13 protein-coding genes and 1 tRNA gene are annotated in these 13,995 nt (G+C 50.4%); 3 read left to right on the forward strand and 11 right to left on the reverse strand.

Going from position 1 to position 13,995, the window contains the following annotated elements; genetic code table 11:
- The first annotated feature begins 73 nt into the window (after positions 1-73).
- Both G5S52_RS18360 and smrA read left to right on the forward strand, forming a co-directional pair.
- Positions 74-150, forward strand: a tRNA-Pro gene (locus tag G5S52_RS18360).
- A 684-nt stretch (positions 151-834) separates the two neighbouring features.
- Positions 835-1,419 carry a DNA endonuclease SmrA gene (smrA, locus tag G5S52_RS18365; protein WP_165017199.1) on the forward strand — a complete coding sequence of 195 codons (585 nt, stop codon included), beginning with the start codon at positions 835-837 and terminating at the stop codon, positions 1,417-1,419.
- A 64-nt stretch (positions 1,420-1,483) separates the two neighbouring features.
- Here smrA and G5S52_RS18370 read toward each other — a convergent pair whose 3' ends face one another.
- From G5S52_RS18370 to G5S52_RS18390, 5 genes are all read right to left on the reverse strand, one after another.
- Positions 1,484-2,098, reverse strand: coding sequence for a LysE family translocator (locus G5S52_RS18370; protein ID WP_165017201.1), 615 nt, complete (start codon positions 2,096-2,098; stop codon positions 1,484-1,486).
- A complete protein-coding gene (locus tag G5S52_RS18375; RefSeq protein ID WP_062660668.1) occupies positions 2,095-2,514 on the reverse strand; it encodes a lysozyme inhibitor LprI family protein in 420 nt (139 codons plus the stop codon). The genes G5S52_RS18370 and G5S52_RS18375 overlap by 4 nt, the downstream gene beginning before the upstream one ends.
- A gap of 3 nt (positions 2,515-2,517) precedes the next feature.
- Entirely contained in the window at positions 2,518-2,997 is a 480-nt protein-coding gene (gene ybaK, locus G5S52_RS18380; RefSeq protein ID WP_165017203.1) for a Cys-tRNA(Pro) deacylase, read from the reverse strand.
- A 141-nt stretch (positions 2,998-3,138) separates the two neighbouring features.
- On the reverse strand, positions 3,139-4,815 hold the full coding sequence (ushA, locus tag G5S52_RS18385) for a bifunctional UDP-sugar hydrolase/5'-nucleotidase UshA (protein ID WP_165017205.1): 1,677 nt from the start codon (positions 4,813-4,815) through the stop codon (positions 3,139-3,141).
- A gap of 214 nt (positions 4,816-5,029) precedes the next feature.
- Positions 5,030-6,379: a Na+/H+ antiporter NhaC family protein gene (locus G5S52_RS18390; RefSeq protein ID WP_438590728.1), complete on the reverse strand. Its 1,350-nt coding sequence runs from the start codon at positions 6,377-6,379 to the stop codon at positions 5,030-5,032.
- A gap of 321 nt (positions 6,380-6,700) precedes the next feature.
- Here G5S52_RS18390 and G5S52_RS18395 point away from each other — a divergent pair, with 321 nt between their 5' ends.
- Positions 6,701-8,575 (forward strand): methyl-accepting chemotaxis protein, encoded by a 1,875-nt coding sequence (locus G5S52_RS18395; protein WP_165017209.1) that lies wholly within the window; start codon positions 6,701-6,703, stop codon positions 8,573-8,575.
- 77 nt (positions 8,576-8,652) lie between these two features.
- Here the strand turns inward: G5S52_RS18395 and kdsA are convergent, their stop codons facing one another.
- From kdsA to hemA, 6 genes are read right to left on the reverse strand one after another with little or no spacing between them, the layout of a single operon-like run.
- The gene (gene kdsA, locus G5S52_RS18400) at positions 8,653-9,507 is read right to left on the reverse strand and encodes a 3-deoxy-8-phosphooctulonate synthase (protein WP_165017211.1); all 855 of its coding nucleotides are present in this window, start codon (positions 9,505-9,507) and stop codon (positions 8,653-8,655) included.
- Between the two features lie 13 nt (positions 9,508-9,520).
- Entirely contained in the window at positions 9,521-10,330 is an 810-nt protein-coding gene (locus tag G5S52_RS18405) for a SirB1 family protein (protein ID WP_062712748.1), read from the reverse strand.
- A 2-nt stretch (positions 10,331-10,332) separates the two neighbouring features.
- Positions 10,333-10,716 carry a SirB2 family protein gene (locus tag G5S52_RS18410; RefSeq protein ID WP_002542401.1) on the reverse strand — a complete coding sequence of 128 codons (384 nt, stop codon included), beginning with the start codon at positions 10,714-10,716 and terminating at the stop codon, positions 10,333-10,335.
- 40 nt (positions 10,717-10,756) lie between these two features.
- Positions 10,757-11,602: a peptide chain release factor N(5)-glutamine methyltransferase gene (gene prmC / locus G5S52_RS18415; protein ID WP_165017213.1), complete on the reverse strand. Its 846-nt coding sequence runs from the start codon at positions 11,600-11,602 to the stop codon at positions 10,757-10,759.
- A complete protein-coding gene (gene prfA, locus G5S52_RS18420) occupies positions 11,602-12,690 on the reverse strand; it encodes a peptide chain release factor 1 (RefSeq protein WP_046307270.1) in 1,089 nt (362 codons plus the stop codon). The genes prmC and prfA overlap by 1 nt, the downstream gene beginning before the upstream one ends.
- Before the next feature lie 14 nt (positions 12,691-12,704).
- Positions 12,705-13,964, reverse strand: coding sequence for a glutamyl-tRNA reductase (gene hemA, locus G5S52_RS18425; RefSeq protein WP_002542404.1), 1,260 nt, complete (start codon positions 13,962-13,964; stop codon positions 12,705-12,707).
- Positions 13,965-13,995 lie beyond the last annotated feature (31 nt).

Consider the following 13,995-nt stretch of genomic DNA (forward strand, 5'->3'; position numbering starts at 1 on the left):
CAGAGGTCGGGGTTCGAATCCCTCTTCACCGACCACTTTTCAAGACTTGAGCGATAAGCTTGAGCAACATTGTCGGTGAATAGCGCAGTTTGGTAGCGCATCTGGTTTGGGACCAGAGGGTCGGGGGTTCGAATCCCTCTTCACCGACCACTCTTCGAAGCCTCGCAGCAATGCGAGGCTTTTTCTTATCTGATTCATTTTACGTCTGCGGATGTTCATGCGTCCCGCATGATGGGTCGGGTACGGAAGGCCGCCCCGCTCGAATCCCTCTTCACCGACCACTCTTCGAAGCCTCGCAGCAATGCGAGGCTTTTTCTTATCTGTTTCATTTTACGTCTGCGGATGTTCATGCGTCCCGCATGATGGGTCGGGTACCGAAGGCCGCCCCGCTCGAATCCCTCTTCACCAACCACTCTTTGAAGCCTCACAGCAATGCGGGGCTCTTTCGTATCTGTTTCATTTTACGTCTGCGGATGTTCATGCGTATCGCATGATGGGTCGGGTACGGAAGGCCGCCCCGCTCGAATCCCTCTTCACCGACCACTATTCGAAGCCTCGCAGCAATGCGAGGCTTTTTCTTATCGTTTCATTTTACGTCTGCGGATGTTCATGCGTCCCGCATGATGGGTCGGGTACGGAAGGCCGCCCAGCTTGACGGCAAGTCTCATCGAATCACTCCTCACAGACTAATATTCAAAGCCTCGTAGTCATACGGGACTTTTTCGTATTATTTTCCGTTGTAACTCTTTGCTCTATTGCGTTATTCACTTCCTACGAGACCTCAGAATTGTTTGCCGTTATACTCAATCTATGCTCCAACAACCCGCTACGACTATGAACGGCAACAACGAGTTCGATTTATTTCGGGAGATGATGGCAGACGTCGCGCCTATCAAGCACGATACGGTCGATAACTCCCAACAATCACACAAACCGACTGAAGCCCAGCTGGCACGTCAGCTCGCGGCTCAAAGCCTCTCTGAAGGTGATCCAGAGTATCTATCTATTGATTACGCCAAGATGCTTAAACCTGACGATATCGTGGCTTTCAAGCGCCCTGGTGTACAGGATGGTGTGTTCAGAAAACTCCGTCTGGGTAAATATGACATTCATGCCCGACTCGACCTGCACAAATACACGCTGAAAGATGCTAGAGATGAAATCCTGCGCTTTCTAAAGCAATGTCAACGCTTGGACATTCGCTCGGTGATCATTGTGCACGGAAAAGGCGAACGCTCTAATCCACCTGCTATGATGAAAAGCTATGTCTGCCAGTGGCTGGAACAGATCACCGACGTGCAATGCTTCCACTCTGCACAGCGTCATCAAGGTGGTACCGGCGCAGTCTATGTGATGATTAAAAAGAGTCAGGAAAAGAAACTGGAGACGCGGGAGCGACACCTCAACCGCCGCAGTTAATGTCTTATACCCAAACGAAAACAGGAGCCATTGGCTCCTGTTTTTTGTTCTGGATATTGTCTACCTATAGCGTCACAACAACCCGAAGCGCGAGACCAATGAGCACGACGCCACACAGACGATCAATGAGCACCGCTTTTTGCTTCAGTTTTTCCAGCATAAGTGGAGACGAGAGCGCCAAGGTCACTAAGGTATACCAAAGACCATCAATGGCAAACGGTGTTATCACAATCACCGCACGACTGAACGTATCGGTGCCGATGGCAACAAACTGACTGAAGAGGGCAAGGAAGAAAAGTGCCAGTTTAGGGTTGAGAACGGAGATCATGGCGCCATCACGTGCCGCTTCCCATAGGGTGGTTTTTTCGCCTTTCTCCAGTTTGGCTGCGACTCCACCTTTCGCGCGTAGAGATTTAATGCCAAGCCAGGCAAGATAAGCGGCACCCGCATAGGCGATAGCGGTAAAAAGCGTGGGGGATTCTTTGAGGATAACGGCTAGACCAAGAAGTGTTAGCAACGCATAGAAACCAACACCCAACGCATGTGACCAAGCAGCAACAATGCCGTGTAAGCGGCCTCCTGCCAGACTGTGTCGCATCATCACCACAAGGCTCGGTCCTGGGGAAACTGCCCCTAAAATACACACCAATGCCAGACCAAGCCACACGGAAAATGTCACTTAGCGCCTCCTTTCACGCCCATCAGGCTATTCAGGCGAATGATCTGTTCATTCGTCAATTCAATCATGCAGTTAAGGTAACCCTGCCCACTGCCGGAGCCTGAGGCATAGCTTGCCTCCACCATTTTACATTGGTTTTCACGCCAATATTGGAACCCTTCCATTGAGCTCGTCAAAATGGGGAGCGCGTCGGACGCCGATGATACTTCATCCAACTTTTTAAAATGTGCTCTAAGCGCGGTTTCCGTCTTGTTCAATGCGTCCTGTGCCACCTTCCAGTGGTTATCCAGACAGGCAGTGACTTCAACGTTTGTCTCAGATGCTTTGTAGCATGCCATCAATGCAGAATGTTCTTTTCCAGCAAAGGCCGTCAGAGGTAAACCCAACATAACGAATACCCACCAACTCTTGCGCATGAACTACCCCTCCTTGCCGATCGCGGCAAATTTTCCTTGTGTCAGTGAGAGTATATCTGAGGGAGAAAGTTCAATTTCAAGGCCACGTTTGCCCGCGCTGACGTAAATGGTTTCAAAGGCTTGAGCTGTATCATCCAAAAGCGTCAGTAAACGCCTTTTTTGACCTAGCGGACTGATGCCACCTACGACATAACCTGTCGTCTTTTCTGCGATGGTTGGGTTCGCCATTTCGGCTTTCTTTGCACCCGCAGCTTTCGCTGCTGCTTTTAAGTCCAACTGACCAGAAACCGGCACAATGGCAACAGCCAGCTTTTTCGGGTCACCGTTCATCGCAAACAGCAGGGTTTTAAAAACGCGCGCCGGGTCTTGCCCCATCACACTTGCCGCTTCTAACCCGAAGTTGGTGTTATTCGGGTCATGTTCATAACTGTGAACGTGAAAGTGAATGCCTGATTTTTCCGCCAGTTTAATTGCCGGTGTCATATCCTTTCTCTCTGATTCTGCTCTTGAAATAAACCATCAAGAGTTCAGGGCTTTATCCCGCTGATAATGACATAAAAAAAGGCACTGTCACCAGTGCCTTTTTGTCTCTATCGCGAGCTTCCTCGCGAGGGAATAATGTGATTACTTGTAAGTAATTTCGCCATTTGGCGCGTACTTGTTCACATCAATTGGAGAATTTTTCTCCAGGTAATCCTTCAATACTTCTGCATCCACAAAGCCGGTGTTCACGTTGCCAGGGTGGTCAGTCAGTTTCGGGTAACCATCGCCGCCGGCTGCGTTGTAGCTAGGCACGGTAAAGCGGTAAGTTTTGTTTGCATCCAGCGGCTCACCGCCAATCACAACATCACTCACGCCATCAGGTGACACTGTCATTGAGATGCCGTAGAACTGCGCGTAAGCACCTGAGTCAACTGGCTTGGTTGCCACTTCGTTCAAATAATCAAGCACTTCTGCACCGCTCATGTCGGTGTAAGTCACCATGTTCGCAAATGGCTGAACGGTCAGCACATCTTTGTAGGTCACATCACCTTCTTCGATTGACGCACGCACACCACCGGAGTTCATTACCGAGAAGTCTGCTTTAGCACGATCTTTGTGCGCTGCTGCAATCAGGCGGCCCAGATTAGTTTGCTGGAAGCGAACCACGTTACGCTCACCTTGCAGATGACCATTGGTTTCTGCAATTTTCACGCTCAGTTGTTCCTGACCTTTATCCTGATAAGGTTTCAGGAAGTCATACAGCGCTTTGTCCTTAGGAATTTCGTTCTGGATGAAGACTCGTTTCTTCTCACCGTTAACCTTGATTTTCTTCTTCAGGTTCACTGGGATAAGGTCGTAAGACACCAGATTCAACTCGCCGTTGCGGAATTCAAAGTCCGCTTTACCTACATACTTGCCCCACTCATGCGCCTGAACAATCCAGGTGCCGTTTTGGTTGTCTGGCTTACACTCGTCGCCCGGCTTGAACGACTTGTTGTACATGTTCGGGCCTTCCATACAAACAGGCTCTTGTGAGTGACCACCCACAATCATGTCCAGCGAGCCTTCATTCAGGTAGCGAGCCAGTGCCACATCACCGGGAGCATTGATACCACGTCGGCCATCTTCGTAGTGGCCCATGTGCGTTGCAGCGATGATGATGTCAGGGCTCTCGGTTTCTTCCAGTTCAGCAATCAGCTTTTTCGCTTCTTCTTTAGGATCACGGAAGTCCAACTCACCGATGAACTCAGGGTTACCGATTTTCGCGGTGTCTTCTGTTGTCAGACCTATAACCGCAATACGCAAGCCGTTGCGTTCAAACATTTGGTAAGCCTGATATTTACGCTCGCCAGTGGCTTTGTCATAGATGTTTGCTGATAACATTGGGAAATCAGCCCACTCCATTTGCTGCTCAAGCACATCCAACGGGTTATCGAATTCATGGTTACCCAAAGCCATTGCGTCATAACCGATCATGGTCATGCCTTTGAAGTCGGGTTCTGCATCTTGCAGATCAGACTCAGGAACACCGGTATTGATATCACCACCAGACAGAAGCAGCACTGCTGCACCTTGAGCTTCGGCGTCATCGCGTAAATTGTCGATCAGCGTTTTACGCGCAGCCATGCCGTACTCGCCGTGGCGGTTGTGCCAGAAGCGACCGTGATTATCGTTGGTATGAAGAATGGTCACTTTGTAAGTGGTATCTGGTTGCCAACCTGGTACAACTTCCGTTGTTTCAGTGGTGGTTGAACAGCCTGCCACTGAGGCAAGTAACGCAGCACTAATGGCCAGTTTTAGAGAGAGGCGTTCTTTCATGGTGATACCTATATTCGTTATTACTACGAAGCGAGAGCCGCGCCGAATTAATGTCAGCGCGAACACAAAACCGCTTTTTTCACAGGGTAGTTTAAATAGTTCGTTTGGGTATCAAAGATGGGTAGAGGCAAAGTGACGCATGGATCACCGAATAACACCTCAACTGCAGACAAATCGACCACAATTGAGGTGTATGACGACTCAGGAAAGTGTCTTAAGCTTGCTGTTTTCTGCTTCGTAATATCGCGAATGCCGCCGATACAGCCAGTAAAAAGCAGTAATACGACTGACTAACAACACTCAATGGAGATAGCCCAAAAATAGAGCCAAGCAATAACGCCTGCGCACCGTAAGGCAGAATGCCCTGAATCACACAAGAGAAGATATCCAGTAAGCTGGCGCTGCGTTTTGGTTCAACATCATGCTGGGTAGCCAGTTCTTTTGCCACGCCACCAGCCACGATAATTGCAACGGTGTTGTTCGCGGTACACAGGTTAGTCATGCTGACCAGCGCAGCAATACCCGCTTCACTTGCACGAGGAGAGCCTTTGTCAGTCTCTTTGTCCGCACGGGACAGGATCAGTTTGCTCAGTTTATCTGTTACGAACGCCAAGCCGCCCTGCTGACGCATCAGCTCGGCCAAACCACCGATCAGCAGCGATAGCAGAAAGATCTCCTGCATGTTGCCAAAGCCTTTGTAGATGTCCTGACTGAATGCCATCACGCTGTAATCTGCCGTCTGCGCCATACCAACAATACCCGCAAACAAGATACCGATGGTCAGAACAACAAACACATTCATGCCATATACTGCCAATACAAGAATGGTCAGGTAAGGCAGCACCGCCAGCCAGTCGATTTCACCCGCAACAGGTGCTTGAGTCACTTCATTGGCAAAGAAGAAAATCACCAGCGCTACCAGAGCCGCAGGTACCGCAATTTTCACGTTCTCACGGAACTTGTCTTTCATGTGACAGCCCTGAGAGCGTGTCGCCGCGATGGTGGTGTCTGAAATAATAGAAAGGTTGTCACCAAACATCGCACCGCTCAGCACTACACCTGCCATCAGAGCCGCATCGATACCTGTCGTATCAGCAATGCCTAAAGCCACAGGCGCGACCGCAGCGATGGTGCCCATTGAGGTACCCATTGCTGTTGCGATAAATGCAGAAATCAAAAACAGGCCCGGTAAAATAAAGCTGGAAGGAAGAATGGCCAGACCTAAATTGACGGTAGCATCCACACCGCCAGTTGCTTTTGCTACTGCTGAGAAAGCCCCCGCCAGCAAGTAAATCAGACACATCGCGGTAATGTCGCGATGGGAAACACCTTCAATAAACTGACCAATCGCGCCGTTGAGCTTTTCTTTGCTCATCAGCACGGCCAGCATAATGGCTGGCAATACCGCAATCGGTGCAGGAAGTTGGTAAAAGGCGAAATCGACATTCTGGGTCGAGAAATAAATGCCCGTACCTATAAACAGGCACAGGAAAAGCCCAAAGGGCAAAAGTGCTAACGCCGATGGCGCGATATTCGTTTGCTTCTGTGTCATGTTGTGTTGCATATTTTTTGTGAAGTGAAACGCAGGGTAATCCCAAAGCGATAGAGCGTCAACATATAGACGTCTAAACGTCCAAGCTAATTTGTAACAGGCGAAAATACTCTTCTGTGAGCTACTCATCCAGTGCCGCTTTTCCTGTTTATTTTTCCCTCCAAAATCAACGCTGAAGCAAACTCACATTTTCTTAGCTTAAGACAGTAAAAAACTACGCATTTCCCCTAAAGCAACCTCTCGTCAGGCCGATACGGAATGTTGTGCGAAAAATAAAAATTCTCAGCACAACCCACCTCTATTTTTCAAAGAGTTCGATGCAAGGAATGTAACATGACGCTGACTCTCAAGCAGAAGCTGATAGGCACCTGCCTTATCGCCGTGGTCGCGATGGCAACTATCCTATCTTTCTTAGCTGCTAACCAATTATCTACCCAAACTCATCAAGGCTTAGAAAACCGCGTAGAAAGTATGTCTCAAGTCGCTCGCGTAGGCTTTGCCAACTGGCTGGAAGCCCATGATGTGGCAATGGAAGGCTATGTGGAAACCCTACCTCACGACGACGAAATCAATGCACTGGCCATGCTTCAGGTTTCTGGTGACTTTGCGATGACTTTCTTCGCAGAAACCAATGGTTCTTTGGCGCTCGCAAACGGTGCCAGCGTTGATATCGATCCACGTCAGCGTCCTTGGTACATCGAAGCGGTGCGAGAGAACAAAACAATCTGTACCGCTCCGTATCGCGACGCCCTGACTGGCGAAACCATGGTGACGCTGGCAACTCCTGTCTATCAAAACGGGAAGCTCAAAGGCGTGCTAGGTGGCGATATTAGCCTTCAAAAGATTGTCGGTGACCTGTCTCAATTCAATTTTGGGAAAAATGCCTTTGGTATGCTGTTCGCAGCAGATGGCACCTTGATTGCCCACAACAATGCGTCACTGAACGGTAAACCGCTAACACAGTACAACGCCGCGCTGACAATGACAGAAGTGCGTGAAGCCATGGCACAAGGCACGCTGCTGAATAGTTCTCTCAATGGTACGGAAAAGGCTTACTTCTTTACTGAGCTGCCGGAAGCCAATTGGATTATTGGTATCGAAGTGGACATGGACACGGAGCTTTCATCACATAACTCAGCAGTCACAACCCTGATCCTGACAAGCTTTGCTGTCACACTTGTCGTGCTGGCACTGTCAGCTTGGCTAGTGAACGTACTTTTCCGCGATCTCATCCGCGTATCGAAAGCCATGGAAGAGATTGCCAGCGGCGATGCTGATCTCACCCAGCGCCTGACGCCACACAGCAACGATGAAGTCGGCCAACTGGCGCATAACTTCAACACCTTCGTTGCCAACATGCATACCATGGTGACCCACCTGAAGAGTGTCGGTGAATCGCTCTCTGAGCAGGCAACCCATGCCGCAGAGCAGGCGAATATACGCAGTACCCGCATCCGCGGTCAGCAGGATGAGATCAATATGGTAGCGACGGCGATTAATCAAATGGCCGCGGCAACCCAGGAGATCGCAGGCAGTGCAGAAAACACCGCTGAGCTTTCCAAGCAAGCTGTCGGCTGTTCAGAGGAAGGCGCAACTCAAGTGAACCAAAGCCAGCAGTCCATCGGTAACCTGTCTACGGAAGTGGAGTCTGCCACCAGCGTGATTGCTGAGCTGGACTCCCACACTCAGAGCATCAACTCTATTCTTTCTACGATTCAAGATATTGCCGAGCAAACCAACCTGTTGGCACTGAACGCGGCGATTGAAGCAGCCCGCGCAGGTGAACAAGGCCGAGGCTTTGCCGTGGTTGCCGATGAGGTCCGTGTATTAAGTCAGCGCACACACAACTCGACCCGCGAAATCCAGGCGACGATTGAAACGCTGCAAAACACGACCCAGTCAGCAGTGAAAATCATGGAAGACAGCCGTCATTTGGCGACCACCAGCGTGGAAGACGCTAACTTCGCCACCAACAGCTTGTCGCAAATCACCACTTCGGTTTCTACCATCAGTGACATGGCGACCCAGATTGCCTCTGCTGCTGAAGAACAATCTTTGGTGACCGCAGAAATCACCCGCAACACAGAAGCTGTGCGCAATGCGTCGGATGAGCTGGCTGACGAAGCCAATCATGCAACAGAGCAAGCGAGGGCGCTATCGAGCCTGTCTCGTCAGCTCAATGACGAACTGGCCAGATTCAGGTTATAACGTTCGGTCACTCAATCGCAGACACGAAAAAGCCGGCACATTCGCCGGCTTTCTTTTATCTCTCGAACAATCAATCCTTAACGGATGTTCAGATCGTCGAAGCTTTTCACCAGATCATCCAGTGCTTTCATTTGCTTCAGGAATGGCTCCAACTTGTCCAAAGGCAGCGCTGAAGGGCCATCACAACGTGCGTTGTCTGGATCCGGGTGCGCTTCGATGAACAGGCCTGCAATCTTGGTGCCCAGACCAGCACGCGCCAAATCAACGGTTTGCTCACGACGACCGCCAGATGCAGCACCCAGAGGATCGCGGCATTGCAGTGAGTGAGTCACGTCAAAGATGATTGGGCTACCATTGCTCGCCTTCTTCATCACGTCGAAGCCCAGCATGTCGACAACAAGGTTGTCATAACCCATGCATGAGCCGCGCTCACACAGGATGATGTTTTCGTTACCACACTCAGCGAACTTATCAACGATGTTGCCCACCTGACCAGGACTCATGAACTGAGGCTTCTTCACGTTGATCACTGCGCCGGTTTTCGCCATTGCTTCAACCAAGTCAGTTTGGCGAGCAAGGAACGCTGGAAGCTGGATAACGTCAACCACTTCAGACACTGGCTGTGCCTGCGCTTCGGTATGAACGTCAGTGATGATTTTCACGCCGAAGGTGTCTTTCAGTTCCTGGAAAATCTTCATGCCTTCTTCCAGGCCTGGACCGCGGTAAGAATGCACAGAAGAGCGGTTTGCTTTGTCAAAAGACGCCTTAAACACGTATGGAATGCCCAGCTTCTGGGTCACTTCTACATAGTGCTCACAGATCTGCATCGCCAGATCGCGAGATTCCAACACATTCATCCCGGCAAAAAGAACAAATGGCTTGTCGTTAGCAACTTGAGTATCGCCAATCTGAACCGTTTTTTGTGTTGTCATGGTGACTTCCTGATTAGTGGAAAATAGGAGCTTCTGCAGTCAACACTTTGACCTGCAGTTTCAGGAGCTCAGCTGCCGGATCATCCGGGCACTGAGCAATAAAGTATTCATAGTCTTCCGCGGCAACCCAGTCACATTTCAATTGCTGGAAAATATAGCCACGGTCGCGGATTTCATAAGGATCATCCGGACTGAATGTCAGCGCAAGTTCGCTACAGCGAAGTGCCATCGCGTAGTTTTCTTCACGAAGCAGCGCACTTTTGATCACCGCCAGCCAGCGGCCAATCAGTGTCGGGTTGTCCGAGACCTCAAGATGTTCTTCTTCAAGCTGAGCCGTTGGGCCTTCTTTGCCCACCAGCCAACCGCGTAATACACGTTCAGACAGAAACTCGCCATCAAACGGGTTGATGTATTGCGGCTCGCGGTGGAACCAATCTACTTTCAGAACAAGTTGGGTCGGAAAGCCGACCGGCTCAACCGGTAAATCCAGGCGATCTGCGAAAAACAGGAAGATTGCGCCCAGACTCACTGGAATGCCTTTGCGACGTTCCAGCACTTTATCTACAAAAGCATTTTCAGACGAAAAGTACTGTTCGAAATCGCCTTTGAAGCCCCATTCTTTGTAGAACAGGCGCAGCAGACCTTCCAATCGCAATTCGTCGTTAGCTTCTCCAGCCAGTAAATGTTCAGCGTCCTTTGCCAGCCGTTCGAGCTCTGCCCGAACCCAATGCATGGATGTCGCCGGATCAATAGCAGCATTCAGTGCAAGCGCACCTTCTACCAAGGTCAGCTCATCTAATTCCTGGTCAGTAAAACCGATCATTTTTACCCCAACAGCTGTGGTGTTTTGGTGATAGCCAAATTAGCGGCGGCAAATACCCAACCTAAAGCACCAAAGAAAGCAAAGAGTCGGAACATGGTTCCCTGACTGTATTTCATGGCAACAAAGCCAAGAGCGATGTATGCCAGAACACACGTCAGTTTTTCAGTCATCCACATCCCTTGAGGCGTGAACGGATAGAAGCCGGTGACAAAAATCAGTGCCACACCGGTTCCCAGCAAAATGGTATCAATCACGTGAGGGACGACCTTCACCCATTTCTTCTCAAGCATTTTGCTGTCCATCATGCGCCATGCAAAACGGATGATAAACAGGATCACGCTCAGGGCGATAAACATCAGGTGAGTATGCTTCAATGCAACGTACATAATTCCGTAGGTCTCTCTTTTTGATTTGTTGTTTTGGGTTTTAGCGAATAAAACGCCCTAAGGTAACACGATCCAGCCCAGCATAATCGTGCTGCGTCTCAACATCACTGAATCCTGCTTCAGAAAAAATCGCGCGAACCGCTTCGCCCTGATCGTAGCCATGCTCGATAAGCAGCCAGCCATTATCTGTCAGATACTCAGGGCTCTGCTGACAGATGACACGGATATCCGCTAAACCGTGCTCATCCGCAATCAATGCAGACTTCGGTTCAAAGCGAACGTCACCTTGCGAAAGGTGCGGGTCTTCCGGGTCAATATACGGAGGGTTGCTGACAATCATGGAAAAGCGATGCTCAGGCACATTGCCAAACCAGCTGCTTTGCATAAATTGGGCATTGGTGATGCCGTTTTCAACCTTGTTGCGCTCAGCCAGTGCAACCGCCTCATCACGAAGATCAACACCGGTCACGGCCATGTCTTTGCGCTCACTGGCAATCGCTAACGCAATCGCGCCCGTGCCTGTGCCCAAGTCCAACACAGAGCCCTCACCTTGTGGCAAGCGCTCCAATGCCAGCTCTACCAACCTTTCGGTATCCGGCCTTGGGATAAGGGTGCTGGGCTCCACGTTCAAGCGTAACGACCAGAAGTCACGGTAGCCAATGATATAAGCAACAGGCTCGCCGACTTTGCGACGCTCGAGCAGTGCGTTAAACACAGTTTCCTCTTCGTCGCTCAGCGCTTTGTCTGACCAGGTGTAGAGGTAACTGCTTGGCTTATCGAGGACATGACAAAGCAGCACAGAGGCATCAATGCGTGGAGAAGGGCTTTGATGCTCTGCTAACAAAAGCGCTGCACCACGCAGCGCATTTTCAATGCTGGTTGGCATTAGTGTTGCTCAGCCAACGCCGCCAGTTGGTCTGCCTGGAACTCTTGGATGATTGGCTGGATCAGTGAATCCAGATCGCCTTCCATCACTTCGTCCAAACGGTAAACCGTCAGGTTGATACGGTGGTCAGACACTCGGCCTTGCGGGTAGTTGTAGGTACGGATACGGTCTGAACGGTCACCGGAACCTAGCAGATTACGGCGGGTACTAGCCTGTTCAGCTGCACGCTTTTCTTCTTCTGCTTTGATCAAGCGTGCCGCCAGAACCGCCATCGCTTTGGCTTTGTTCTTGTGCTGTGAACGCTCGTCCTGACATTCCACCACGGTGCCGGTTGGCAAGTGGGTAATACGGATTGCCGAGTCAGTGGTGTTAACGTGCTGACCACCCGCTCCTGATGAACGGAAGGTATCGATTTTCAGATCAGCCGGATTAATTTCCGGGATTTCTGCTTCTGGAATTTCCGGCAGGATAGCAACAGTGCACGCTGAGGTGTGAACACGGCCTTGAGATTCAGTAGCAGGAACACGCTGAACGCGGTGACCGCCTGACTCGAACTTCATCACACCGTAAGCACCTTCGCCGCTGACTTTGGCAATCATTTCTTTGTAACCGCCATGCTCACCGTGGTTGGCGTTAACCACTTCAACACGCCAGCCTTTCTTCTCAGCAAAGCGGCTGTAGCTACGGAACAAGTCACCGGCAAAAATCGCTGCTTCATCACCGCCCGCACCCGCGCGGATCTCAAGGAAACAGTTACGCTCATCGTTAGGATCTTTTGGCAGTAACAGTACCTGAAGCTCATCGCTCAGGCGTTCAATTTCCGCCTTTGCTGCTTTCACTTCTTCCTGCGCCATTTCGCGCATTTCAGGATCGTCTTCGTTCGCCATTTCCTGCGCCGCTTCCAGATCCTCTTCCGCTTGTTTGTAGGAAGTGAAGCATTTGGTCACTTCTTCAAGCTGGCTATATTCTTTCGACAGTGAACGGAAACGGTCCTGATCGGAGATAACACCCGGATCGCCAAGCAGATGTTGCACTTCTTCATAGCGCTCACTGAGTGCTTCCAGTTTCGCGATAATCGATGATTTCATAGTGGGTCTTTAAACTATTTCAGGGGATCCAGACCTAAGCTCTGACGTAGCGTTTCCAGTGTACGCTCGTCGCCATTTCTGGCAGCTTCCTGCATGGCCTGAGTAGGGGCATGGATCAGTTTATTGGTTAATTTATTGCTCAGCTCGGCGACCACTTTCTGTGGATCGGCGCCACTGGCGAGGGCTTGTAAGCTCTTGCTAAGCAATTCATCTTTCAGTGCTTCCGAATGAGCACGGTATTGTTTGATGCTGTCCACCGCTCCGCGGGAACGCATCCATGTCATAAAGCCTTCGCTTTCTTCATCAACAATCGCTTCAGCCTGAATCGCGGCCGCTTTTCGCTGCTCACGGTTACGCTCAACAATCGAATGTAAATCGTCGACGGTGTAGAGGTAAGCATCGTTCAGCTCACCCACTTCTTCTTCGATATCACGCGGCACGGCAATATCAATCAACAGCATTGGCTGATGACGACGCGCTTTGATAGCTTTTTCCACCATGCCTTTACCGATGATTGGCAATGGCGCAGCAGTTGAGCTGATCACGATGTCCGCTTTGTGCATGTGCTCTGGAATCTCTTCCAGAGAAATAATTTCCGCACCAAACGCCTCTGCGAACGGTTTAGCGCGCTCGCGGGTGCGGTTAGCAACAATAATGTTCTTACAGTCGTGTTCGAAAAGATGCTTGGCAACCAACTCGATGGTTTCACCTGCTCCCACCAGCAATGCAGTAGAGGTTTCGAGTGACTCGAAAATCTGACGCGCCAGCGAACAGGCTGCAAAAGCCACTGATACGGCATTGCCACCAATATCTGTTTCCGTGCGAACGCGTTTAGCCACGGTAAAGGTTTTGTGGAACAAACGCTCCAGCGAACCGTTAACTGAATTTTGCTCAACAGATTCTGCGTAAGCCTGTTTAACCTGCCCCAAAATCTGAGGTTCACCCAATACCAGCGAATCAAGGCCACTCGCCACTCGCATTAAATGCTGCGCCGCCGCTTGGTCATGGTGGGTATAAAGGCAAGGAAGCAAAGCTTCGCTGTCGAGTTGGTGGAAGTCCTGAAGCCAGTCCACGACGACACCCGGGCTTGGCTGGTCAACTTCACAATAGATTTCAGTGCGGTTACAGGTAGACACAATCACCCCACTCTGCACTACCTGCTTTTCTTTTAGCTGGTGCAATGCATCGCGAAGTTGTTGCGGAGAAAAAGCGACTTTCTCACGCAGGTCGACCGCAGCGGTCTTGTGATTGATTCCGAGAACTAACAAGCTCATTAAGCAGGTTTACCGACAGCACCAGATGAAA

The organism is Grimontia sedimenti, from assembly GCF_011045095.1.
Classification (GTDB): Bacteria; Pseudomonadota; Gammaproteobacteria; order Enterobacterales; family Vibrionaceae; genus Enterovibrio; species Enterovibrio sedimenti.